We start from the raw sequence: 22,876 nt of genomic DNA, 5'->3' as shown, positions 1-22,876 counted from the left end.
GCGGGGCCGCGGGGATTGCGAAGGGGGTCGCGGTTGACCCCCTTTGCCCGTTCACTGATGCTGATGTTACATGTAGCGCAAAACGTAAAGTGAACGGAACTTTGCGCTTAGCTGACCATCATTAACGGACTGATGCACTTTTTTTAAGCAATTTGCTAACAGACGCACCAGCGCGTGCAATTCAACCACGCATCATGCACTCGCATGGTGCGTTTTTGTTTCATTTCCAGTTAATGCATGTGCACCGCCACGAGCCTGACGCCGTTAATCGCCAATTCCCTCTCAGTTTTCATTTCTGGCACGCCCCTTGCTTTATCTACTTCGTGTAGCAGCAGCCATTACCGAATTCTGACTGGAGGGGATCTATGAAGCTGGTTACCGTGGTAATCAAACCATTCAAACTCGAAGACGTCCGCGAAGCGCTGTCTTCAATTGGTATTCAGGGACTGACCGTGACGGAAGTGAAGGGCTTCGGTCGTCAGAAGGGGCATGCCGAGCTGTATCGCGGCGCGGAGTACAGCGTGAACTTCCTGCCTAAAGTGAAGATTGACGTCGCGATTGCCGACGACCAGCTTGATGAAGTCGTGGATGTGGTGAGCAAGGCGGCATACACCGGAAAAATTGGCGACGGTAAAATTTTCGTCGCCGAGCTGCAACGTGTGATTCGTATTCGTACCGGCGAAGCCGACGAAGCGGCACTGTAATTCCTGGCGCACAGTGATAGGGATCGAGAAAATGAAAATAGCAAAATTGAAAACCGGTTTGGCGGCTCTGGCGCTGTTGCCGGGCCTGGCGATGGCGGCTCCGGCGACGATCGATAAAGCCGATAACGCCTTTATGATGATTTGTACCGCGCTGGTGCTGTTTATGACCATTCCGGGAATTGCCCTGTTTTATGGCGGCCTGATTCGTGGGAAAAACGTGCTTTCTATGTTGACGCAGGTGGCGGTGACGTTCGCGCTGGTCTGCGTGCTGTGGGTGGTTTACGGCTATACGCTGGCCTTCGGTACCGGCGGTAGCTTCTTCGGTAATTTTGACTGGGTGATGCTGAAAGGTATTGCATTGACCGCGCCGATGGGCACGTTCTATCAGTATATTCATGTTGCCTTCCAGGGCTCGTTCGCCTGCATCACCGTAGGCCTGATTGTCGGCGCGCTGGCAGAACGTATTCGTTTTTCAGCGGTGCTGATTTTCGTGGTTATCTGGCTGACGCTCTCCTATATTCCGATTGCGCATATGGTGTGGGGCGGCGGTTTGTTGGGCTCGCACGGCGCGCTGGACTTCGCGGGCGGTACGGTGGTTCATATTAACGCGGCGGTTGCGGGTCTCGTTGGGGCCTACCTGATTGGTAAACGCGTCGGTTTTGGCAAAGAAGCGTTTAAACCGCATAATCTGCCGATGGTGTTTATTGGTACTGCCATCCTTTACTTCGGCTGGTTTGGTTTCAACGCCGGTTCAGCGAGCGCGGCGAACGAAATTGCCGGTCTGGCTTTCGTGAACACCGTTGTGGCAACTGCGGCAGCGATTCTGGGCTGGGTCTTCGGTGAGTGGGCACTGCGTGGTAAACCGTCTCTGCTGGGCGCGTGTTCCGGGGCGATTGCGGGCCTGGTCGGTATTACCCCCGCGTGTGGCTTTATCGGTGTTGGCGGCGCATTGATCCTCGGTATCGTTGCGGGTCTGGCCGGGCTGTGGGGCGTCACCATCCTGAAACGCTGGTTGCGTGTGGATGATCCTTGCGATGTTTTCGGCGTTCACGGCGTGTGTGGCATCGTGGGTTGTATCCTGACCGGTATCTTTGCCTCTACCTCCTTTGGCGGCGTGGGTTATGCGGAAGGCGTCACCATGGGCCATCAGGTGCTGGTACAGCTGGAAAGCATCGCCATCACCATTGTCTGGTCGGGCATTGTGGCCTTCGTTGGCTACAAAGTAGCAGACCTGACCGTTGGCCTGCGTGTTCCGGAAGAGCAGGAGCGCGAAGGGCTGGACGTCAACAGTCACGGCGAAAACGCGTACAACGCCTAATCAGTTCTAACAAAAAAGCCTCCGCTTGTGGAGGCTTTTGCTTTCAGACGTCATCTTATCCGCGATTACGCATCACCCCTTCCTGTACCGTCGAGGCCACCAGTACACCATCCTGCGAATAGAATTCGCCGCGCACAAAGCCACGCGCGCTGGAGGCTGACGTACTTTCCACGCTGTAGAGCAACCAGTCGTTCAGGTTAAACGGACGGTGGAACCACATGGAATGGTCAATCGTTGCGACCTGCATCCCTTTTTCCAGGAAACCGACACCGTGCGGCTGAAGTGCGACCGGCAGGAAGTTGAGATCGGAGGCGTAGCCCAGCAAATTCTGGTGTACACGTAAATCATCCGGTACCGTCCCGTTTGCGCGTAACCACACCTGACGTTTTGGCTCAGCGACATGGCCCTTCAACGGGTTGTGGAACTCGACCGGGCGAATTTCCAGCGGGCGTTCGCAGAGGAATTTATCTTTCAGCACCTGCGGCAGCAGATGCTCCAGCGAACGGGCGATATCGGTTTCTGACGGCAGGCTCTCCGGCGCTGGCGCTTCGGGCATGGTTTTCTGATGCTCGTAGCCCGGTTCGGGGGCCTGGAATGACGCAGTCATATAGAAAATCGGTTTACCGTTCTGAATCGCCGACACGCGGCGAGCGCTGAAGCTGTTACCATCGCGCAGCACTTCGACGTCATAGACAATCGGCTTCAGGCTGTCGCCGGGGCGCAGGAAGTAGCTGTGGAAGGAGTGAATCAGGCGCTCAACGGGAACCGTTTCTTTTGCGGCATAAAGAGCCTGACCCACAACCTGGCCACCAAATACCTGACGCAGCCCCAAATCTTCGCTCTGCCCGCGGAATAATCCTTCTTCGATTTTTTCCAGATTCAACAATGCCAGTAAGTTAGATAGCGCCTGACTCATAGATTTCCTCAATAATTTTTATCATCGCCGCGGCGAGGGATTAGCACAGTATAACGCAGTTTTGCAGCTGGTCCGATGGGTGCAAAAGTCTGAATAAAGGGCAGTTTGCAGGAAAAAAAAGGAGATCTGTGCCACACTTAACCCGTTATGACTGTCATGAATGGTCGCTCTGGCAGGAATAAATCCTGCGGATGCATGAGCGAAAAGGAGAACGCAATGAAAATCGTGCCAATGTTAAGTGGAATAGCCATCGCCGTCGCTCTGTCTGCCTGTGCAGATAAGAGTGCAGATATTCAGACCCCTGCGCCGAATCCGAGCGCTGCGGGCGCGACGCAAGCGGCGATTCAGCAGCCGAGTGTCACGGGGACCGTGTGGATCCGTCAGAAAGTGGCGTTGCCACCGGATGCGGTGCTGACCGTTACGGTTTCTGATGCCTCGCTCGCCGATGCACCGTCCAAAGTTATTGCTCAGAAAGTGACGCGTACCGAAGGGAAACAGGCACCCTTTAGCTTTGTGCTGCCGTTCAACCCGAAGGACATCCAGCCTAATGCCCGAATTCTGTTGAGCGCAGCCATTACGCTGAATGATAAGCTGATCTTTATTACTGACACCGTGCAGCCCATTATCAATCAGGTCGGCACCAAAGCCGACCTGACACTGGTTCCGGTACAGCAGACAGCTGTGCCGATGCAGCAAAGCGGTGGAGCGGCTACGACCGTGCCATCAACGTCGCCGACCCAGGTTAACCCGTCGTCCTCGGACCCGGCGCCGACGCAAATCCCATAAGCCTTTCAATGCCCTCCTCGTGAGGGCATTTTTTTAGTAGATCCAGCGATACTTCTGCAAATCAATCTTACCTCCGCCTGATACCTGCACCCCTTCGGCGAGCAGCGCCTGACGCTGGCGCTGTAAATCAGGGCCAGTAAGGGAAATGGTACCGTGTCGATTCACCACCCGATGCCAGGGCAAAGTCGAGCCTTCCGGCAGTCGCTTTAATACGCCGCCAACCTGCCTTGCTGCGCGCGGCGAACCCGCCAGACGTGCCACATCACCGTAGGTGGTGACAAAGCCTTCGGGGATCGAGGCGACAATTTGCCAGACTCGCTGAGGAAAGGAATCGAATGCGTCCATAGTCAGTTCCTGATAAACCAGCGTTCAGCATAATCAGCATCCTGCGTGCTGTGAAGGGGTGATTGCGCAAGAATCCAGCAGGTAAGCGCAGATGGCTTGCAATTGCATGAGGCAGCAGGGATAATGCGCCAGCGCGTTAGGTAACTAACGTTCTCAATGGGGGCTCTGTTGGTTCTCCCGCAACGCTACTCTGTTCACCAGGTCAGGTCCGGAAGGAAGCAGCCAGGGCAGATGACGCGTGTGCCGGGATGTAGCTGGCAGGGCTCCCACCCAATTCAGCCCTCTGTCACCACGCCTCTATTCTCACATCAATAGCACGATATCTTTCACTACCCTGAATCGCAGCGACATCCTTTAAATGATTTTGCGTAATCGGCTGGTATTCTGCTGCCCGGCAAGGGTCTGCCAGAGCGGCTGTAATAATTCAAAGGCATCACGCAATGTTTCATCTGGCAGTGTAAAAGGCAGGCGCAGGTTGCGTTCAAACGCGCCCGCTAACCCGAAGCGCGTGCCTGTGCCAAGGTGTATACCCACGCTTTCCGCCCGGGCCGCAAACTGCGTGGCCAGCATCTCGGGCAGTTCAACCCAGAAAGAGAGGCCGCCTTCAGGCTGGGTAAAGTGCCACTGGGGAAAATAATCCTGCATCAATGCGGCACACATGTCGCGACGTTGCGCCAGCATCGCTCGTCTGGCAGGCAATAAATTGTCGGCGTTTTCCAGTAACCACAGCGCAGCTAACTGTTCCAGCAGCGGTGAGCCGAGATCGAGCGTATCGCGCGCCTGAATCAGCGATGCGAGCGTGCGTGTTGAAGCCCGAATCCATCCTAAACGTAACCCACCCCAGAAACTTTTTCCGGCAGAGCCGATGGTAATCACCGGGGCATCGGCATTGAATGCCGCCAGCGGCGGGGGAGGTGGGGCGTTGTACCATAAATCGACCATCGTTTCGTCGACCACCAGCGTGGTGCGCGTGCGGGCGGCGAGGTCAGCGATTGTCTGTCGTGTGGCGTGGTCCATACAGCGACCGGTAGGGTTATGAAAATCGGGCATCAGCCACGCCAGACGCGGCGCGGTTTGGGCGATGATCGCCGCCAGCCCGTCAGTATCCCACCCCTGTGGGGGCAAAGATAAGCCCACGGGGCGGCAGGATGCGCCCTGAATCGCGGCAATCGCTAACGGATAAGTGGGATTCTCAACGACCACGCGATCGCCAGGTCCGGTCATTGCGCGCAGAACCAGCGCCAGCCCGCTGAGCGCACCGTTTACCAGCATAATTTCGTCCGCTTTTGTCGGCAGGCCGCGCGCACAGTAGCGATGCGCGATGGCTTCGCGCAGTACCCTTAATCCATGCTGATCGTAGCCGGTGTGATGCAAATACTCCGGTAGCATGGTTAATGCATGGCTGTAGGCCTGATGTATTTCTGCACCGGCACTTAGCGCGGCGGTGGAGAGATCCAGCGCTTCCGGTGCCGACATGCGGGTTGGAATTTCGCGGCGGCCTTCTGGCAACATCACCCACGAGCCGCTACCGTGGCGACTTTGTAGATACCCTTCATCTCTTAGCTGCGCCAGTGCGCTGGCGACAGTGGTACGACTGACGCCCAATACCGTGGCAAACTCACGTTCGCCGGGTAAACGACTCTCCAGCGGTAACCGCCCATCGAGGATTAGCAAACGCAGCGCCTGTGCCAGCTGTCGCCATAGCGGGGTGCGTGAGTTGGCCTCCTGCCAGTGGCCAAGCAGGCGAACCAATGAGTGGGTGGCCGAGCGTCGTGGTGTCATATGCAGTCCACTTTTTAAAAACTGGTCATTAATCATAATGCCATTTTCACCGATGATGAAGTTCTGAACGCTTATTCTGAGGTGCATCATGCTCCGTCGTCTTATCCAGCTTTATATCGGTCTGGCCCTTTACGGTGTCTCCACGGCGATGTTTGTTCGTGCGGATTTGGGCGCCGATCCGTGGAACGTGTTTCATCTCGGCGTCGCCAGCCTGCTGTCGATGAATATCGGCCTGGTGATTATCGCCACCGGCGTCCTGGTGCTGCTGTTCTGGATCCCCCTGCGCCAGCGTCCGGGGCTGGGCACGGTCAGTAACGTGATTGTGCTGGGGCTGACCGCCGATGCGACGCTGGCTATTCTGCCGCCACTGGAATCTTTGGTGGCGCGTAGCGCGCTACTGGCTGCGGCAATCGTGGTGAACGCGCTGGCCACGGGGATGTATATCGGTGCGGGTTTCGGCGCGGGGCCGCGCGATGGCCTGATGACCGGGCTGCACGCGCGTACTGGCTGGTCGGTACGAGTGATTCGTACTACCATTGAACTGTCAGTGCTGGTGATTGGTGTACTGCTGGGTGGAACATTTGGTGTTGGCACCGTGCTGTATGCTCTGGCGATCGGCCCACTCATTCAGCTTTGTCTGCCGTGGTTTCGTCAACCCAGCGGAACGCGCAACGCGGCGGTAATTTCCTGAGTTCAGAGCGGCGGTTGAGCTACGCGTTTAGCTCGCAGCAGAACTAAACTTATCAACAGACGCAGTCAGGCTTTCTGGCTGCGCTGTCACTTCGGAGGATTATCTGATGAAGTATGTTGATGGTTTTGTTGTTGCTGTTCCCGTGGACAATAAGGAGGCATACCGCGAGATGGCCGCAAAAGCAGCGCCGCTGTTTAAAGAGTTTGGCGCAACCCGCATTGTCGAATGTTGGGCGGATGATGTACCCAACGGCAATCTGACCGATTTTCGCATGGCGGTGCAGGCAGAAGAACATGAAGAGGTGGTCTTCAGCTGGATTGAATACCCTTCCAAAGACATCCGCGACGCGGCAAATGAGAAAATGATGAACGACCCGCGCATGAAGGCGCTGGGGGAATCAATGCCGTTTGACGGACGACGCATGATCTACGGTGGCTTCCTGCCCATCGTCGACGAGTAGCCTGACTGGCTGTGCGGCGTGCCGCCAGCCAGATCCATGCCGGAGAATCTTCGGGCTTTCTCTTAAGCAGCGCCTGCTGAGTGCGAGCGTAAATTCTCCTCGGCCCAGAGAATAAAATCGGTTTTAGGCAGCGCTTTGCTGTACAGCCAGCCCTGGCCGTAATGCACACCGTGCTGATACAACCACTCCTGTTGGCAGGCCGTTTCAATGCCTTCCGCAACCACATCCAGCTTAAGGGTTTTCGCCATCTCGATGATGTAGGGTGTAACCTGCTGATACTCCAGCGCATCCACAAATGACTTATCGATTTTCAGCGTATCGACTTCGAGATCTTGCAGGTAGCGAAGACTGGAATAACCGGTACCAAAATCATCAATATAGATAGCGTGGCCCGCTTTACGATAGCTTTCAATGGCGGGCAGTGTCGTTTTTGGGTCAGCAAATCCGCGCTCAGTCAGTTCAAGCGCAATTTGCGAGGGGGGCGACTTGCCAATGGTTGAGTTGTTGACTTAGCAGCACAGGAAGCGTTGTCGACTGAATATCCTCAACCGAGAGATTAATAGAGATGTGGAGATCAGGATGAACATGCAGCCATTTCCCTAAATCCAAAAAGATATTCTTCACAACGGTTTCTGTCAGCATTGTGATGAGCCCGGTTTGCTCAGCAAGAGGAATAAAGATCTCCGGTGACAAATAGCTTCCGTCTGGTTGCTTCCAGCGGGCCAGCGCCTCCGCACCAACAATTTTTCCGCTTTTTAGTGAAACAATCGGTTGGTAGTGAACAGTAATTGCCGATTCATTCAGAGCGTCGAGCATCCGATGGTGGGGAGATTGCAAGCGTCGCAACAACCGCAGAATAAACCAGGCCGCGAGCAAACTGATTAGCATCCCGATTGGTAACCAAATCAAAAGTTGACGATGCCAGCTGGCAACCTTCGGTTGCACAGATGACCAGGTCATCACCGCCAGATCAAGCTCAGGGTAATGTCGTACGGTATAAATGGTTTTGTTCGCCGTCAGCGTTTCAAGCCCCTCTTGTTGCATGCGTTTGAACACGGCGATATCAATAGGCTGGCTACTCGCCAGCACCCGATCTTTGACTGTGCCCAGAAGCGCGGACTGAATATTGCTGAGTTCAGAAGGGAGAACGTCGATAAACGATAAAGGGTCGATAATGACCATATGTTGCCTGCTTGCAATGGCAATCATGTGATAATCGAGCCCCAGATCGTTTTTCGCAGTAAACCAGGTGCGGTAACCATCTTGTGTGACTCGATCGGGCTGCGGATAGGTCACGGGGGCACTTTTCACCTCCAGCGATGAGCATACCGGCGTTGATCCCTTTAGATAAAGCACCTCCTGAACATAGCGCCAGGAGTACGAAAGACGGCGCATCTCCAGAAGATGCTGCGGGTTACAACCTGGATTCTTTGAGGTGTCTATCTGAATAAGCGCGGCTTTCGCTTGATCCAGTACCCGCAGCGTGCGCGCCATCACCCGAGAAGCATAGAGTTCTTGTTCATCCCTGAACTGGGCATCTGCCTCGCGATGAGCCAGCCAGATGCTCAGTAAAATGGGCAAAAAAATCGCCAAAATGAGCACGCCCGTCACCAGACCCACCAGATGTCGTGTTGTCACAGCGTTGTCCTTAATGTGGCAAAGTACGACAAGTATATCTCATCCCAATAATAAGCTTATTAAACAATAGGGTTATTCTGAGATGGGTTGCGTAATTTATCACCAGTCAGGAAAGAATAATAACCCTGTTTTAATCAGGGTTGATCGATGTGAGAGGATGTCTTAGTATATTGTTATGTTATAACATACATGTTGAGGGCGTTATGAAAACCAATATCCATCCGCATTATCGAACCGTGGTCTTCCACGACACCAGCGCCAATGAATATTTTAAAGTCGGTTCAACAATCAAGACCGATCGCGAAATTGAACTCGAAGGAGAGACATATCCCTATGTCACTCTTGAGGTTTCTGCAAAGTCGCATCCGTTTTATACCGGGAAACAGAAGTCGTTTTCCAGCGAAGGCAGCGCCGCGAAATTCCGTCAGCGCTTTGGCCGTTTTCTGGATGTGAGAGGCCAATAATGCAGGTACTGAATTCATTACGCAGTGCAAAACAACGCCACCCGGACTGCCAGATTGTGAAGCGTAAAGGGCGGCTGTATGTCATTTGCAAGACCAATCCGCGTTTTAAAGCGGTGCAGGGTCGTAAAAAAAGACGTTAATCTTTCCCATTATTGCGCCACTGTTCCAGGGTTTTTCGCTGCTTGCCGTCGGCATCGAAGTTGTCGGCGGCAAGCCAGTGACGAAACGCCGTATCAAGCGCAGGCCATTCGCTATCCAGAATCGAAAACCAGTCCGTATCGCGGTTATGACCCTTAATTACCAGCGCCTGACGAAAGCGACCTTCAAACTGAAAGCCTAAACGTAATGCAGCATTGCGCGAGGGTTTATTCAGACTATTACATTTCCATTCGTAGCGGCGGTACCCGAGCGTATCAAAGGCGTAGCACATCAGCAGCCACTGCGCTTCCGTTGACATCGGGGTGCGGCTAAGCAGCGGCGAAAAGTGCACGTGCCCAACCTCCACCACGCCATTACTGGCATCAATGCGCATCAGCGACAGTGAGCCCACCGGCTTATCGGTTTTTTTATCAATTACCGCAAAATGAATAGGATCGCTGAGATTTTCCACACTGGCGACCCACTGGCGAAAATCGTCCACACAGCTGTCAGGCTCACGCAACAGCCACGTCCAGCTGCGCGTATCAGCGGCAAGCTGGTGGGCGGCAAACAGCGCGTCAGCATGATGAACGGCCAGGGGCTCCAGACGACACCAGGCACCGTCAAGCATCACACGTTCCGGATGGGAACGCGGTTGCCAGTCGGGTAATGCATCACCAACAGGTTGATTAAATTGATTTAGCTGACTCATAACTTCTCCTTGCTGTAAGTAGACAAGATGAGAATAGAGACTTGCTGGTTCCATAAAAAGTGCCATGGATGTATCTTTTTATGGTGCCACGAGGAGCCCTGATGAATATTCCTGACGATCCCTTTTTTACTTTCCTGCAACGCGCGCTGGCAATGCGTGGGCCGCAGACGCTACAGCGTGTCCTTTACAACGCGCTTAGAGACGCCATTTTGCAGGGGCAACTGCAGGCAAACAGCCGCCTTCCTGGTTCGCGCATCATGGCGCAGCGGCTGGCGATTTCCCGTAATACGGTCAATAGCGCGCTGGAGCAGCTGGCGCTGGAAGGCTATTTACTGCGCGACAGGCAGGGTACGCGCGTGGCATCACTCCCCAAATCGCAGGTGACTGCGTCATCGTCAACGTTACCCGCCGCCGTGGCCGGGAGGTTTCGCCAGCTACCGCCCGCGACGCCGCGTGAATCGCCGCCGATGCTCTTTACGCCGGGAACGCCCGCCATTAACTATTTTCCCTTACCGTTGTGGCGGCGGTTGCTCGATCGTACCTTGCGGGAGGAGGGGAGCTTGCTGCTGGGGTATGGTGATTCCGCCGGAGAAGCGTCGCTTCGCGAAGCGATTGCTCGTCACCTCGCGCTTTCTCGGGGAATCGATTGTGACGCCAGCCAGGTGGTTATCACCGAAGGCGCACTGGAAGGGATGAATCTTTGTACTCAGTTGTTGAGCGAGCCGGGGCAACTGGCCTGGGTAGAGGAGCCGGGTTACATTGGCGCTAAAAGCGCCTTTCTTGCGGCGGGTTTATCGCTTGAGGGGATTCCTGTGGATGATGAAGGCATGCAGTTTGCGAAGGTTTCTTCGACGCCACGTCTCATCTTCACCTCACCGTCGCATCAGTACCCCACGGGCAGCGTGCTGAGTGCGGCGCGGCGTCTGGCGCTGCTGGAGTTTGCGCATCGCGCTGGCGCCTGGATCATTGAGGACGATTATGATAGTGAGTTTCGCTACAGCGGTGAGCCGATCCCGGCGATGCGTGGAATGGTGAAAGACGCGCCGGTAGTCTATTTGGGAACCTTCAGCAAAACGCTGTTTCCCTCTCTGCGGTTGGGTTTTATGGTGTTGCCGCCTGCGCTGGTCGCTGCCGCACAACCGGCGATTCACGCCCTGCTGCGCGGTGGGCATCGCACCGAACAACGCACCCTAGCGACGTTTATTGAGGAGGGGCATTATGCGCGGCATCTGGCGGCGATGCGACGGCTTTATCGTAAACGGCAAACACAGCTACGCGAAGCGTTGGCGCAGGCGTTGCTGATTCCGCATCAGGTGCTGGCCGGAGAGGGGGGGCTGCACCTGACGGTACTTATCGACGGAATTGATGATGTGGAGGTGGTAAAACTTGCCCGCCAGCAGCAGATGTCACCGGCGGCGCTCAGCCAGTTTTATCTCAATGCGCAGCATCAACGTTCTGGCCTGGTGCTGGGTTATGGCAATACGTCCGCATCGCGTTTTATTCCAGCGATACGGACGCTTCAGCGGATTATTGCGTCGCTTCCGCGCGGGTCAGGGTGAAGACATCGTAGAACGAGAGTTCGCCTTTTCTGGCGACCATTTTTTCAAGCTGCGCCCGGGCCTGTGCGCTGACGCGGGGTGAGTTCTTGATGGATTGAATTAACTCTTCCGGCACGAAGCGCGTGTTGTACCACTCACCGTTATAGCAGACGCGGAAATCCAGAACATCGATATCTTCGTAGTGATAACGTGGATAAACGTCGAAGAAGAAAAACGCATTCAGCAGGGCAAACAGCACCCACAAGAGCCAGACGGAACCTTCGAGCGTCTCAGAACGCATCATGACAATCAGCGTGGCGAAAAACGCCGCGTACATCGCCAGGAACAGGCCGGGGTGATTGCGGATAAAACTGATGCTAAAGCGCGGCCTGTTGTCGCGCTTTTCACGGATATTCAGTTCATTGATCGTCTGCGTAAGTAATCGCTGGATTTCTGTCATCATTGGGCTCTGCAACTCAGGGCGGATTCACCTATTCTATGTTGCATTAACCAATACAAAAAGTAACAGATTGGTTTCAAAAAAGCATAACAGTCGTATCAGCTCAGCATTTTAAGAATGCGGGCCGGATTGCCCCCAACGACCGCGTTATCTGGCACATCTTTCACCACCACCGCGCCCGAAGCCACCACCACGTTATCCCCAAGAGTGACGCCAGGGTTTATTACCGCACGTCCGCCAATCCAGACGTTATTTCCGACAACCACCGGTTTGCCATATTCATAGCCGCTGTTGCGTTCAGTAGCATCCAGAGGATGGGTCGCCGTATAAATATGTACGCCCGGCGCGAGCATGCAATTATCGCCGATGGTAATGGGGCAAACGTCCAGCATTACGCAATCAAAATTGGCGTAGAAATTGGTGCCGAGAGTAATGTTAAAGCCGTAGTCGCAGCGGAAATTGGGCTCAATATAAGCATCGTGGCTTTTATCGAAAAGTTCAGCCAGCAACTGATGGCGTAATGCTTTTTCGTCGGGCGACGAATGATTGTAGCGATGCAGCAATTGTTTGGCGCGCAGACTATCGGCTCTGAGCGTTGCATCCGCCGGGCGATAGAGTTCGCCGGCGATCATTTTACGTTTCTCTTCACTCATTGTGACACTCCTCGTCAGTCAAGAGTGTTCACCATAAGAGGCACAGGAATAATTGGGAACGTTCCCTGTTAATCAGTGTGAAGTTAATCACAAACTTACCAGGGTAAGTGGAACGTAACGATCGTTAGTTGACTTAACGGACGCCTGAAGCAATTACAGAAAATAGCGATTAGCGAATGAATTTCCACACAGTGGATGGGATCTTGTCGTACAGCTTATTCATCGTCAATTCAGCCAGACGATGATCGGCAGCTGAGTAAAATACCGCCAGTTCATTGTCAGAAAGTTCATATTTATTTTTTTCAATGACGCGTTCCAGCGTATCAATTGACTGGCAACGGCGCAGTCGCATCAAATAATCCGTTTTAGTTAATGGTTTCTCAGACATAATTCACCCATGTGATTGTAATTATCTTAACAAGAGAGACTAACGGGGTTAGCCCGGCTGGCGTTGACGAAACAGCGGAAAAGTTTGTTCCCGGACTTGCGCCATTTTTGCAAGTCTTCGCTATTTATACCGTAGTTACTGAACAACATGAAAGTATCATCCAGATATTCGTCAATTTGTGCAATCAATTTATTATCTTCGTTGTACTTAATTTTATAATTAAGCGCAAAGGTCGCGATATGCTCGATCAACTCATTAAGCTGAAGGTTGATAGCCGAGGTGGGGTCGTTAACCCAACCGTGGTTACTCTCTTCAAGGTTGGCGAGGCAGTCATGATAGAGCGTTTCGCAGAGGAATCTGAGTTGCGCGATATCATGCCTTTTTGGCGAGTATTCGTCCATAACACATCCCCTTATTCGTGAGTAAAACGACGAGAACAAACAGTGTGTGGGATGGGGTAACTACCGGCTAACCTGGCGCAGACGCACAGTCCTTATGTACTAACTATAATCCACTCTGAAAGAGATTTCACCGAGCTATTACGAAAAATTACAATTAAGTCTATTTTCTTAATTCCCCAATAATGAGATGTGGCTTAGATTAAGATTTTTCAATGTATCGCCAGAGAATAATAATTGAATCATTAGAATTCATTCACTTACTCATTATCCACACGAACGTTGCGGCAGGCAGATGCCTGGATTTTCAGCAGGTCTAAGACGCTTCGCCACAGAGTATCAGAGAAAACACCTTACACTTCGGAGTTTTCTTAAACATTTAAGCATGGAAACCCTCCCGGTGATGAATCATCACTATTAAAAATAACCGCATTTTTTTAATTATAAAAATGTATTACTGCATTTTAAAAGTGTTTATAACGATAAGTGCGATTATAAAAAGGCATAAAAAAAGGGCCGCGTCAGCGGCCCTTTTCAGCATCGGTCAGACTTAGTGACGTTCTGCCGGTTGGCTGTGCTCAGTCTCTTCAACTTTGCGGCCAAAGCGGCGGCGAACCACCACGAAGAACACCGGTACGAAGAAGATAGCCAGAACTGTTGCCGTGACCATCCCGCCCATTACGCCGGTACCTACCGCGTTCTGTGCGCCGGAGCCTGCGCCGGTACTGATAACCAGCGGCATAACCCCGAGGATGAACGCCAACGACGTCATCAGGATTGGACGCAGACGCATACGTACCGCTTCAAGCGTTGCTTCAATCAGGCCCTTACCTTCTTTTTCCATCAGATCTTTGGCGAATTCCACGATAAGTATCGCGTTCTTCGCCGACAAGCCAATGGTTGTCAGCAGGCCCACCTGGAAGTAAACGTCGTTGGTGAGGCCACGGAAGGTTGCGGCTAACAGCGCACCGATAACCCCCAGCGGAACCACCAGCATAACGGAGAACGGAATCGACCAGCTCTCATACAACGCAGCCAGACACAGGAAGACCACAATCAGCGAGATCGCATACAGGGCAGGGGCCTGGTTACCAGAGAGACGTTCCTGGTAAGACATCCCGGTCCAGTCGTAACCGATACCCGACGGCAGTTTACCCGCCAGCTCTTCCATCAGCGTCATCGCTTCACCGGTACTTCTTCCCGGTGCTGCCTGACCGAGGATTTCCATCGACGGCAGACCGTTATAGCGTTCCAGACGCGGTGAACCGTATTCCCAGCGAGACGTTGAGAACGCGGAGAATGGCACCATCTGGCCATCAGAACCACGCACGTACCAGTTGCTGATATCTTCCGGCAACATGCGGTACTGCGCTTCGGACATCACATACACTTTCTTCACGCGACCACGGTCGATGAAGTCGTTGACGTAGCTACTACCCCAGGCTGCGCCCAGCGTGGTATTGATGTCGCTGATAGACACGCCCAGCGCCTGTGCTTTTTCCTGGTCGATATCAATTTTAAACTGCGGCGTATCTTCCAGGCCGTTAGGACGTACCCCGACTAAGAGATCCGGGTGCTTCGCCACTTCACCAAACAGCTGGTTACGCGCCTGAGTCAGTTTCTCGTGACCGAGGCCGCCCTGGTCAATCAGCTGGAAGTCGAAACCGGTCGCCGTACCCAGTTCAACGATCGCTGGCAGGTTAAAGGCGAACACCATCGCATCTTTAATCTGCGAGAAAGCGCCCATCGCACGTTGCGTAATGGCTTCAACTTTATTCTCTTCACCCGGACGATCCGCCCAGTCTTTCAGAGACACGAAGGCAATACCGGTGTTCTGACCACGACCCGCAAAACCAAAGCCGTTAACCGCAAACACGGATGCAACGTTGTCTTTCTCTTTGGTGAGATAGTAATCGGTCATCTCATCCAGCACTTTCTGCGTACGCTCCTGCGTTGCCCCTGCCGGAAGCTGGGCCATACTCAGGAACACGCCCTGGTCTTCATCTGGCAGGAACGAGCTTGGCAGACGAACGAACAGGAAGGCCATGCCGACCACGATGATGATATACAGCAGCAGATAACGACCGGTGCTGCGCAGAATGTTGCCTACGCTGTCGGTGTAATGGTGCGTGCTCTTATCAAACATGCGGTTGAACCAGCCGAAGAAGCCTTTTTTGTCTTCGCCGTGATCGCCTTTCGCAACCGGTTTGAGCATCGTGGCACACAGTGCCGGAGTCAGAATCAACGCCACCAGTACGGACAGCGCCATCGCCGAAACGATAGTGATGGAGAACTGACGGTAGATTGCACCGGTAGAACCGCCGAAGAAAGCCATCGGAATAAATACCGCCGACAGCACCATCGCGATGCCCACCAGTGCGCCCTGAATCTGGCCCATGGATTTACGCGTCGCTTCTTTCGGTGGTAGCCCTTCGTCGGTCATTACACGTTCGACGTTTTCTACCACCACGATGGCGTCATCCACCAATAGCCCTATCGCCAGCACCATCCCGAACATCGTCAGGGTGTTGATGGAGAAACCAAAGGCTGCAAGGATGGCGAACGTACCCAGCAAGACGACCGGTACCGCGATGGTTGGAATCAACGTCGCGCGGAAGTTTTGCAGGAACATATACATCACGATGAATACCAGAAGAATCGCTTCAACCAGCGTTTTCACCACTTCGTTAATGGAAATCTGAACGAATGGGGTGGTGTCATACGGGTAAACAATCTGCAAGCCTGACGGGAAGAACGGTTCCATTTTCTTCAGTTCGGCACGGATAGCTTTCGCGGTGTCCAGCGCGTTCGCACCGGTCGCCAGCTTGATACCCAGACCGGAAGCAGGTTTGCCGTTAAACTTCGCGATGATGTCGTAGTTCTCACCGCCGAGCTCAATCTTCGCTACGTCGCGCAGGCGAACCTGCGAACCATCCTGATTGACTTTCAGCAGAATTTTGCCGAACTCATCGGTGCTGGTCAGACGCGTTTGCGCGATGATAGAGGCGTTAAGCTGCTGGCCCTTCACCGGCGGCGTACCGCCTAACTGACCGGCTGCAACCTGGGCGTTCTGTGCTTTGATCGCCGCGATAACATCAACCGGAGTCAGCTGGAAGTTGTTCAGTTTGGTCGGGTCCATCCAGATACGCATCGCGTACTGAGAACCAAACAGCTGAACGTCACCGACGCCAGACGTACGGCTGATCGGGTCTTTCATGTTCGCCGCAACGTAGTCGGAAATATCTTCCTGGGTCATGGTGCCGTTGGTGTTGATGACACCAACAACCATCAGGAAGCTACTGGAGGACTTCTCAACGCTGATCCCTTGTTGCTGAACTTCCTGCGGCAGCAACGGCGTTGCCAGCGACAGTTTGTTCTGCACCTGTACCTGCGCGATGTCTGCGTCAGTACCGGATTCAAAGGTCAGGGTGATCTGTACCGTACCGGTAGAGTCACTGTTGGAGGACATGTACATCAGGTTATCGATACCGTTCATATTCTGTTCGATAACCTGTGTCACGGTGTCCTGCACCGTCTGGGCATCAGCACCCGGATAGGTCGCGGAGATCGTCACGGCTGGCGGCGCAATCGTTGGATATTGCGCTACCGGCAGTTTCATGATCGCGAGTCCCCCGGCAAGCATGATGATGATTGCGATCACCCATGCAAATATCGGGCGATCGATAAAGAAATTAGCCATGTCTTAACGGCTCCTGTTTAAGTTAAGACTGAGTTTTTTCTGACGCTGCGCCGGCTGCGGCTTGTTCTTTATTGTCAGACGTCACTTCCTGCGCTTTCACCTGCGCGCCGGGACGGACTTTTTGCAGGCCGGTGATAATCACACGGTCGCCGTCTTTCAGCCCTTCAGTGACCAGCCATTTATCGCCAATCGCCTGGGTTGCTTTGATATCACGCGTTTCAACTTTATCGCCTTCACCCACAACCAGCGCGGTAGCATCGCCGCGTGGCGTACGGGTCACGCCTTGCTGAGGAACCAGCAACGCATTCGGATTCACACCTTCCTGCAGGCGCGCTCGAACGAACATGCCAGGCAGCAGAGTATGGTCCGGATTCGGGAAGATAGCGCGCAGGGTGATAGACCCGGTGGTCTGATCAACCGTCACATCAGAGAACTCTAATGTGCCGCTCTGCGGATATTTAGTACCGTCATTCGTCACCAGGTCGACTTTCGCTTTGCCGTTTTCCTGCTTCAGCGTGCCGTTTGCCAGTTCCTGTTTCAGACGCAGGAAGTCGTTACTGGATTGCGTCACATCGACGTAGATCGGGTCGAGCTGTTGCACCGTTGCTAGTGCAGTAGACTGCCCGTTCTGCACCAGGGCGCCTTCCGTTACCGCGGATTTACCGATACGGCCGCTGATAGGGGAGGTGACTTTGGTATAGGCCAGGTTGATACGCGCGGTTTCAACAGCCGCTTTGGCTGCAACAACGGCCGCATTAGCCTGCTGTGCATCCGCCTGCGCGGTGTCGTAGTCCTGTTGACTGATGTACTGCGTACCCAGAAGTTTCTGGTAGCGCTTCACGGTCAGTTGAGCAATATTGGCAGCAGCCTGTGCCTTCGCCAGGTCACCTTTCGCGCTTTCGTAAGCAGCCTGATAAGTAGCAGGATCGATCTGATACAGAGACACGCCAGCCTCGATATCGCCGCCTTCAGTAAAGTTTCGCTTCAGAATGATACCGCTGACCTGCGGACGAACTTCTGCAATACGATACGCGTTGGTGCGGCCAGGGAGTTCAGTTGTGATTTGAAGAGGTTCAGATTTGAGCGTCACAACGCCAACTTCTGGCATCTGCTGTGCTCCTTGTTGAGCCCCTTTGTCGTCACATCCTGTAAGCGCTAAGCTGCCTGAGAGCATCAGAACGACCGCCAGAGGCGTTAACCCTCTGTTTTTGTTCATATGTAAACCTCGAGTGTCCGATTTCAAATTGATCAATGGTTCAGCGTCCACAAACCCATTGCTGCGTTTATATTATCGTCGTGCTATGGTACATACATTCACAAATGTATGTAAATCTAACCTCTGTAAATTCACCAACCTATGGCACGAAAAACCAAACAAGAAGCCCTTGCGACACGTCAACACATTCTTGACGTGGCCTTGCGTCTATTTTCTCAGCAGGGCGTATCCTCAACCTCGCTGGTGGATATTGCCAAAGCAGCAGGCGTCACGCGCGGCGCTATCTATTGGCACTTCAAGGACAAGTCGGATTTATTTGGTGAAATCTGGGAGTTATCAGAATCCAGTATCAGCGATCTTGAGATTGAGTATCGGGCAAAATTCCCCGACGATCCACTCTCAGTTTTAAGGGAAATATTAGTCTATATCCTTGAAGCAACGGTTGTAGAAGAGCGTAGACGCTTGATGATGGAGATTATATTCCATAAATGCGAATTTGTCGGTGAAATGGCCTTACTGCAGCAGGCTCAGCGGAATCTTTGCATAGAAAGTTATGACCGTATTGAACAGGTGTTAAAGGATTGTATATCCGCGAAGATGCTGCCGGCAAAATTGTTAACCCGCAAAGCGGCTATATTAATGCGCAGCTATATCTCGGGGATCATGGAGAATTGGCTCTTTGCGCCGGGATCCTTCGACCTGAAAAAAGAGGCGCGAGATTACGTGGCTATTCTGCTGGAGATGTTTCAGTTCTGCCCGACGCTGCATGAGAAATCAGGTTAATCAGAAAATTCAGTATTACCAGGAATAATCCTGGAAGGTGGCGCTATTCCGTCGATTGCAGAAGTGCTATTCTTCGCACGCGTTTATCCCCCGGTTTTCTCCGGCTTTTGCAATCACTCATGTTAAAACTATGCTGCATAACATTCGCTCGCGGAACACATTTTTCGCTTTTATAGTCGTTATTGCATGTCTTTTCTGTGCTGTCACCGCCGCGCAGGCGCGTGCCACAAGCGGTAATGACCTTCCCGATCGTGCCGAAATTCAGGCACAAATCGATGCCATCAATAAGAAGAAAGATCCTACCCCAGCGGACAAGCTGGAGCTGCAGGATCTGACCGAGACCGTCCAGTTTCTGGATAAAATCGATCGCGTCAAAGACGAAACCGTTCAGTTGCAGAAGAGAGTCGATCAGGCTCCGGCGCAACTGCGCGAAGCCACTGAGAAACTGAATGCGCTGAGCGACGTCGACAACGACGATGAAACGCGCAAAACGCTCTCGACGCTATCGTTACGTCAGCTGGAAGCGCGCTTAACGCAGATGGTCGATGACCTGCAAAATGCCCAGAACGATCTGGCGACTTACAATACCCAGTTGGTTTCCCTACAAACGCAGCCTGAGCGCGTGCAAAACGCGATGAATGCGGCGTCGCAGCAGCTACAACAAATTCGTAATAGCCTGAACGGCACCACGGTAGGGGAAGGCGCGCTGCGTCCTTCTCAGCAAATCATGTTGCAGGTGCAGCAGGCGCTGCTCAATGCGGAACTCGATCAGCAGCGTAAAAGCCTGCAGGGCAACACCACTTTGCAGGATACCCTGCAAAAACAGCGCGATTACATTACCGCTTACAGCACCCGCCTTGAGCACCAGCTTCAGCTTTTACAGGAAGCGGCTAACAACAAACGGTTGACGTTAACGGAAAAAACGGCGCAGGAAACCGCCTCGCCGGAAGACACGGCGCGTATTCAGGCGAACCCACTGGTTAAACAGGAACTGGAAATCAACCACCAGTTAAGCCAACGCCTGATTAATGTTACCGAAAGCGGTAACCAACTGGTTCAGCAAAACATCAGAGTGAAGAACTGGCTCGACCGTGCGTTGCAATCCGAGCGCAATGTTAAAGAGCAGATTGCGGTTCTGAAAGGGAGCCTGTTGCTCTCGCGTATTCTTTATCAACAGCAACAGACACTGCCTTCCGCGGATGAGCTGGAAGACATGACGAACCGCATTGCGGACCTGCGTCTTGAGCAGTTCGAAATTAACCAGCAGCGTGATGCGATGTTCCAGAGCGAAGACTTTGTCGCCAAACTGGAAGAGGGGCACGCCAGCGAGATTACGCCGGAAGTGCATGACGCATTGCTGCAATTGGTTGATGCGCGTCGTGAGGCGCTGGATTTAATTAACAAACAGCTGGGGAACCAGCTGATGATGGCTATCAACCTGCAAATTAACCAGCAGCAGTTGATGAGCGTCTCGAAAAACCTTAAAGAGATCCTCACCCAGCAAATCTTCTGGGTAAACAGCAACAAACCGATGGGGTGGGACTGGATTAAATCCTTCCCGGGCGCGCTGAAAGACCAGTTTAAGGCGATGAAAATCACCGTAAACTGGGAAAAAGCGTGGCCAGCAGTCTTCATCGCCTTCCTGGCGGGCCTGCCGCTGCTGCTGATTGCCGGGCTGATCCGCTGGAAACTGACCTGGCTGCGCGCGTATCAGGCGCGTTTAGCGGAGCAGGTCGGGCAACTACGCAACGATAGCCAATTGCATACGCCAAAAGCGATTCTCATCGATCTGATAAGAGCCTTGCCGGTGGTATTAGTGATTCTGGCCGTTGGTCTGATTCTGCTGACCATGCAGCTCAATATTAGCGACCTGCTGTGGGCGTTCTGTAAAAAACTGGCGACCTTCTGGCTGATCTTCGGCTTGTGCTGGAAAGTACTGGAAAAAGACGGCGTCGCGGTACGCCACTTCAATATGCCAGAACAGCTCACCAGCCACTGGCGTCGCCAGATTGTGCGCATCAGCCTTGCGTTGCTGCCGCTGCACTTCTGGTCGGTCGTGGCGGAGCTTTCACCACTACACCTGATGGACGACGTGCTGGGCCAGTTTGTTATTCTGCTGAACCTGCTGCTGATTGCTATTCTGGTGTGGCCTATGTGCCGTGACAGCTGGCGTGATAAAGAGTCGCACGGGCTACGTCTGGTCACGATTACCGTACTATCGCTGGTACCGATTGGATTGATGGTGCTGACCGCAACGGGTTACTTCTATACCACGCTGCGCCTCTCTGGCCGCTGGATTGAAACCGTCTACCTGGTGATTGTCTGGAACCTGCTTTATCAAACCGTTCTGCGTGGTCTGAGCGTCGCGGCGCGGCGTATCGCCTATCGCCGTGCGGTCGCGCGTCGTCAGAATATCGTGAAAGAGGGTGCGGAAGGCGCGGAGCCGCAGGAAGAGCCGACCATCGCTCTGGAGCAGGTCAACCAGCAAACGCTGCGTATCACCATGCTGCTGATGGTGTGTTTGTTCGCGGCGGCGTTCTGGGGCATTTGGTCAGACTTAATCTCCGTCTTTACCTATCTCGACAGCATTACCCTGTGGCATTACAGCGGCACGGAAGCTGGCGCCAGCGTGGTGAAAAACGTCACCATGGGCAGCCTGCTGTTTGCGGTGATAGCGGCGACCATTGCCTGGGCGCTCATCCGTAACTTACCGGGCCTGCTGGAAGTGCTGGTGCTCTCGCGCCTGAACATGCGCCAGGGCGCATCCTACGCCATTACCACTATCCTCAACTACGTGATCATCGCCGTCGGCGCGATGACAGTGTTTGGCTCACTGGGCGTCTCGTGGGACAAACTGCAGTGGCTGGCGGCGGCGTTATCGGTCGGTCTTGGTTTTGGTTTACAGGAGATTTTCGGTAACTTTGTTTCCGGTATTATTATCCTGTTTGAACGCCCGGTACGTATTGGCGATACCGTAACGATCGGTACGTTCTCGGGAACAGTCAGTAAGATCCGTATTCGTGCGACCACCATCACCGACTTTGACCGTAAAGAGGTGATCATCCCGAACAAAGCGTTTGTGACCGAGCGCCTGATCAACTGGTCGCTCAGCGATACGATTACGCGTGTGGTGATAAGCCTGGGCGTGGCGTATGGTTCCGATCTTGATAAGGTGAAAGAGATCCTGCTGAAAGCGGCGATGGAGCACCCGAAAGTGATGCACGATCCGGAGCCGATTGTATTATTCACCACCTTTGGCGCCAGCACGCTGGATCACGAGCTGCGTCTGTATGTGCGTGAACTGCGCGATCGCAGCTACACCGTCGATGAGCTGAACCGCACCATCGATCGTCTGTGTCGTGAAAATAACATCAACATCGCGTTTAACCAGTTGGAAGTTCATCTGCACAATGAGAAGGGCGATGAAGTGACGGAAGTGAAACGTGATAACAACGGTGGTAACAATCTCGCGATAGCGGATTAATTCTCTGTTGTTCGCCCGGTGAGCGAAGCGCCACCGGGCAGTTGTGCGGCGAGTTTGCCGGATGCGGCTGCGCCTTATCCGGCCTACGGATTATGTGATTTTGTAGGCCCGGTAAGCGCAAGCGCCCCTGGGCGGTTATTCGGCGCGATTGTCCGCCGTTGTTGCCAGTTTCTTCGCGAAATCGCGTTTCACCATCTCCAGCGCGCTCAACACCACATCCGGCGCGATATCATGGCTTTCCAGCAGCATTATCAAATCCACCGCCAGCTTAACGTCATCCGGCGCATTTTCCAGCGACATAC

20 protein-coding genes, 1 other RNA gene and 2 pseudogenes are annotated in these 22,876 nt (G+C 53.5%); 11 read left to right on the top strand and 12 right to left on the bottom strand.

Features of this window, described 5'->3' with window-relative positions; translation table 11 throughout:
* Nucleotides 1-365: 365 nt before the first annotated feature.
* Nucleotides 366-704, top strand: coding sequence for a P-II family nitrogen regulator (gene glnK / locus F0Q32_RS04335; protein WP_015965555.1), 339 nt, complete (start codon nucleotides 366-368; stop codon nucleotides 702-704).
* Nucleotides 705-735: 31 nt separating this feature from the next.
* A complete protein-coding gene (gene amtB, locus F0Q32_RS04330; protein ID WP_149462114.1) occupies nucleotides 736-2,022 on the top strand; it encodes an ammonium transporter AmtB in 1,287 nt (428 codons plus the stop codon).
* Between the two features lie 55 nt (nucleotides 2,023-2,077).
* Here amtB and tesB read toward each other — a convergent pair whose 3' ends face one another.
* A complete protein-coding gene (gene tesB, locus F0Q32_RS04325) occupies nucleotides 2,078-2,938 on the bottom strand; it encodes an acyl-CoA thioesterase II (protein WP_149462113.1) in 861 nt (286 codons plus the stop codon).
* A 216-nt stretch (nucleotides 2,939-3,154) separates the two neighbouring features.
* Here tesB and F0Q32_RS04320 point away from each other — a divergent pair, with 216 nt between their 5' ends.
* Complete coding sequence (locus tag F0Q32_RS04320; protein ID WP_149462112.1) at nucleotides 3,155-3,724, top strand: YbaY family lipoprotein; 570 nt, start codon at nucleotides 3,155-3,157, stop codon at nucleotides 3,722-3,724.
* A gap of 33 nt (nucleotides 3,725-3,757) precedes the next feature.
* Here the strand turns inward: F0Q32_RS04320 and F0Q32_RS04315 are convergent.
* Nucleotides 3,758-4,150, bottom strand: a pseudogene (locus F0Q32_RS04315) (MGMT family protein).
* Between the two features lie 85 nt (nucleotides 4,151-4,235).
* Here F0Q32_RS04315 and ffs point away from each other — a divergent pair.
* Nucleotides 4,236-4,332: signal recognition particle sRNA small type (ffs, locus tag F0Q32_RS04310), an RNA gene on the top strand.
* Nucleotides 4,333-4,423: 91 nt separating this feature from the next.
* Here ffs and F0Q32_RS04305 read toward each other — a convergent pair.
* Nucleotides 4,424-5,851: a PLP-dependent aminotransferase family protein gene (locus tag F0Q32_RS04305; protein ID WP_149462110.1), complete on the bottom strand. Its 1,428-nt coding sequence runs from the start codon at nucleotides 5,849-5,851 to the stop codon at nucleotides 4,424-4,426.
* Between the two features lie 88 nt (nucleotides 5,852-5,939).
* Here F0Q32_RS04305 and F0Q32_RS04300 point away from each other — a divergent pair, with 88 nt between their 5' ends.
* Both F0Q32_RS04300 and F0Q32_RS04295 read left to right on the top strand, forming a co-directional pair.
* Entirely contained in the window at nucleotides 5,940-6,542 is a 603-nt protein-coding gene (locus F0Q32_RS04300) for a YitT family protein (RefSeq protein WP_149462109.1), read from the top strand.
* A 106-nt stretch (nucleotides 6,543-6,648) separates the two neighbouring features.
* Nucleotides 6,649-7,002: a DUF1428 domain-containing protein gene (locus F0Q32_RS04295; protein ID WP_149462108.1), complete on the top strand. Its 354-nt coding sequence runs from the start codon at nucleotides 6,649-6,651 to the stop codon at nucleotides 7,000-7,002.
* Between the two features lie 62 nt (nucleotides 7,003-7,064).
* Here F0Q32_RS04295 and F0Q32_RS04290 read toward each other — a convergent pair.
* Nucleotides 7,065-8,640 (bottom strand): annotated as a pseudogene (locus F0Q32_RS04290) (EAL domain-containing protein).
* 203 nt (nucleotides 8,641-8,843) lie between these two features.
* On the opposite strand from F0Q32_RS04290, the gene F0Q32_RS04285 reads away from it, so the two are divergent.
* Both F0Q32_RS04285 and ykgO read left to right on the top strand, forming a co-directional pair.
* Nucleotides 8,844-9,104, top strand: a complete 261-nt coding sequence (locus tag F0Q32_RS04285; RefSeq protein ID WP_015965539.1) for a type B 50S ribosomal protein L31 — start codon at nucleotides 8,844-8,846, stop codon at nucleotides 9,102-9,104.
* Nucleotides 9,104-9,244, top strand: a complete 141-nt coding sequence (gene ykgO / locus F0Q32_RS04280; RefSeq protein WP_005125190.1) for a type B 50S ribosomal protein L36 — start codon at nucleotides 9,104-9,106, stop codon at nucleotides 9,242-9,244. Before F0Q32_RS04285 ends, ykgO begins: the two co-directional genes overlap by 1 nt.
* Here ykgO and F0Q32_RS04275 read toward each other — a convergent pair.
* On the bottom strand, nucleotides 9,241-9,954 hold the full coding sequence (locus F0Q32_RS04275; protein WP_149462107.1) for a GNAT family N-acetyltransferase: 714 nt from the start codon (nucleotides 9,952-9,954) through the stop codon (nucleotides 9,241-9,243). The genes ykgO and F0Q32_RS04275 overlap by 4 nt on opposite strands.
* Nucleotides 9,955-10,055: 101 nt before the next feature.
* Here F0Q32_RS04275 and F0Q32_RS04270 point away from each other — a divergent pair, with 101 nt between their 5' ends.
* A complete protein-coding gene (locus F0Q32_RS04270) occupies nucleotides 10,056-11,513 on the top strand; it encodes a PLP-dependent aminotransferase family protein (RefSeq protein ID WP_149462106.1) in 1,458 nt (485 codons plus the stop codon).
* Here the strand turns inward: F0Q32_RS04270 and F0Q32_RS04265 are convergent.
* The 6 genes from F0Q32_RS04265 to acrA form a co-directional block, all read right to left on the bottom strand.
* The gene (locus F0Q32_RS04265; RefSeq protein ID WP_149462176.1) at nucleotides 11,482-11,952 is read right to left on the bottom strand and encodes a YlaC family protein; all 471 of its coding nucleotides are present in this window, start codon (nucleotides 11,950-11,952) and stop codon (nucleotides 11,482-11,484) included. The two genes, F0Q32_RS04270 and F0Q32_RS04265, sit on opposite strands and share 32 nt — an antisense overlap.
* A 98-nt stretch (nucleotides 11,953-12,050) precedes the next feature.
* Nucleotides 12,051-12,605 (bottom strand): maltose O-acetyltransferase, encoded by a 555-nt coding sequence (gene maa / locus F0Q32_RS04260; RefSeq protein WP_149462105.1) that lies wholly within the window; start codon nucleotides 12,603-12,605, stop codon nucleotides 12,051-12,053.
* Nucleotides 12,606-12,774: 169 nt separating this feature from the next.
* A complete protein-coding gene (locus F0Q32_RS04255) occupies nucleotides 12,775-12,993 on the bottom strand; it encodes an HHA domain-containing protein (protein WP_015965534.1) in 219 nt (72 codons plus the stop codon).
* A gap of 26 nt (nucleotides 12,994-13,019) precedes the next feature.
* Complete coding sequence (tomB, locus tag F0Q32_RS04250; protein ID WP_015965533.1) at nucleotides 13,020-13,394, bottom strand: Hha toxicity modulator TomB; 375 nt, start codon at nucleotides 13,392-13,394, stop codon at nucleotides 13,020-13,022.
* A 547-nt stretch (nucleotides 13,395-13,941) separates the two neighbouring features.
* Entirely contained in the window at nucleotides 13,942-17,091 is a 3,150-nt protein-coding gene (gene acrB / locus F0Q32_RS04245; RefSeq protein ID WP_149462104.1) for a multidrug efflux RND transporter permease subunit AcrB, read from the bottom strand.
* A gap of 22 nt (nucleotides 17,092-17,113) precedes the next feature.
* Nucleotides 17,114-18,307 (bottom strand): multidrug efflux RND transporter periplasmic adaptor subunit AcrA, encoded by a 1,194-nt coding sequence (gene acrA / locus F0Q32_RS04240; RefSeq protein ID WP_149462103.1) that lies wholly within the window; start codon nucleotides 18,305-18,307, stop codon nucleotides 17,114-17,116.
* 141 nt (nucleotides 18,308-18,448) lie between these two features.
* Here acrA and acrR point away from each other — a divergent pair, with 141 nt between their 5' ends.
* Nucleotides 18,449-19,090 (top strand): multidrug efflux transporter transcriptional repressor AcrR, encoded by a 642-nt coding sequence (gene acrR, locus F0Q32_RS04235; RefSeq protein ID WP_149462102.1) that lies wholly within the window; start codon nucleotides 18,449-18,451, stop codon nucleotides 19,088-19,090.
* A gap of 130 nt (nucleotides 19,091-19,220) precedes the next feature.
* Entirely contained in the window at nucleotides 19,221-22,574 is a 3,354-nt protein-coding gene (mscK, locus tag F0Q32_RS04230; protein ID WP_149462101.1) for a mechanosensitive channel MscK, read from the top strand.
* Between the two features lie 135 nt (nucleotides 22,575-22,709).
* On the opposite strand, the gene rsmS is transcribed toward mscK, so the two are convergent.
* Nucleotides 22,710-22,874 carry a pleiotropic regulatory protein RsmS gene (rsmS, locus tag F0Q32_RS04225; protein ID WP_149462100.1) on the bottom strand — a complete coding sequence of 55 codons (165 nt, stop codon included), beginning with the start codon at nucleotides 22,872-22,874 and terminating at the stop codon, nucleotides 22,710-22,712.
* Nucleotides 22,875-22,876: the final 2 nt, after the last annotated feature.

The organism is Pseudocitrobacter sp. 73 (genome assembly GCF_008369545.1).
In the GTDB taxonomy this organism is placed as follows: domain Bacteria; phylum Pseudomonadota; class Gammaproteobacteria; order Enterobacterales; family Enterobacteriaceae; genus Pseudocitrobacter; species Pseudocitrobacter vendiensis.
The sequence above is the reverse complement of the archived record's forward strand: the minus strand, read 5'-3'. Positions and strand labels throughout refer to the sequence as shown.

What these genes read in the sequence shown, in the direction of transcription:
- glnK (WP_015965555.1), top strand. Translation starts at nt 366, where the DNA reads ATGAAGCTGGTTACCGTGGTAATCAAACCATTCAAACTCGAAGACGTC.
- amtB (WP_149462114.1), top strand. Translation starts at nt 736, where the DNA reads ATGAAAATAGCAAAATTGAAAACCGGTTTGGCGGCTCTGGCGCTGTTG.
- tesB (WP_149462113.1), bottom strand. Translation starts at nt 2,938, where the DNA reads ATGAGTCAGGCGCTATCTAACTTACTGGCATTGTTGAATCTGGAAAAA.
- F0Q32_RS04320 (WP_149462112.1), top strand. Translation starts at nt 3,155, where the DNA reads ATGAAAATCGTGCCAATGTTAAGTGGAATAGCCATCGCCGTCGCTCTG.
- F0Q32_RS04305 (WP_149462110.1), bottom strand. Translation starts at nt 5,851, where the DNA reads ATGACACCACGACGCTCGGCCACCCACTCATTGGTTCGCCTGCTTGGC.
- F0Q32_RS04300 (WP_149462109.1), top strand. Translation starts at nt 5,940, where the DNA reads ATGCTCCGTCGTCTTATCCAGCTTTATATCGGTCTGGCCCTTTACGGT.
- F0Q32_RS04295 (WP_149462108.1), top strand. Translation starts at nt 6,649, where the DNA reads ATGAAGTATGTTGATGGTTTTGTTGTTGCTGTTCCCGTGGACAATAAG.
- F0Q32_RS04285 (WP_015965539.1), top strand. Translation starts at nt 8,844, where the DNA reads ATGAAAACCAATATCCATCCGCATTATCGAACCGTGGTCTTCCACGAC.
- ykgO (WP_005125190.1), top strand. Translation starts at nt 9,104, where the DNA reads ATGCAGGTACTGAATTCATTACGCAGTGCAAAACAACGCCACCCGGAC.
- F0Q32_RS04275 (WP_149462107.1), bottom strand. Translation starts at nt 9,954, where the DNA reads ATGAGTCAGCTAAATCAATTTAATCAACCTGTTGGTGATGCATTACCC.
- F0Q32_RS04270 (WP_149462106.1), top strand. Translation starts at nt 10,056, where the DNA reads ATGAATATTCCTGACGATCCCTTTTTTACTTTCCTGCAACGCGCGCTG.
- F0Q32_RS04265 (WP_149462176.1), bottom strand. Translation starts at nt 11,952, where the DNA reads ATGACAGAAATCCAGCGATTACTTACGCAGACGATCAATGAACTGAAT.
- maa (WP_149462105.1), bottom strand. Translation starts at nt 12,605, where the DNA reads ATGAGTGAAGAGAAACGTAAAATGATCGCCGGCGAACTCTATCGCCCG.
- F0Q32_RS04255 (WP_015965534.1), bottom strand. Translation starts at nt 12,993, where the DNA reads ATGTCTGAGAAACCATTAACTAAAACGGATTATTTGATGCGACTGCGC.
- tomB (WP_015965533.1), bottom strand. Translation starts at nt 13,394, where the DNA reads ATGGACGAATACTCGCCAAAAAGGCATGATATCGCGCAACTCAGATTC.
- acrB (WP_149462104.1), bottom strand. Translation starts at nt 17,091, where the DNA reads ATGGCTAATTTCTTTATCGATCGCCCGATATTTGCATGGGTGATCGCA.
- acrA (WP_149462103.1), bottom strand. Translation starts at nt 18,307, where the DNA reads ATGAACAAAAACAGAGGGTTAACGCCTCTGGCGGTCGTTCTGATGCTC.
- acrR (WP_149462102.1), top strand. Translation starts at nt 18,449, where the DNA reads ATGGCACGAAAAACCAAACAAGAAGCCCTTGCGACACGTCAACACATT.
- mscK (WP_149462101.1), top strand. Translation starts at nt 19,221, where the DNA reads ATGCTGCATAACATTCGCTCGCGGAACACATTTTTCGCTTTTATAGTC.
- rsmS (WP_149462100.1), bottom strand. Translation starts at nt 22,874, where the DNA reads ATGTCGCTGGAAAATGCGCCGGATGACGTTAAGCTGGCGGTGGATTTG.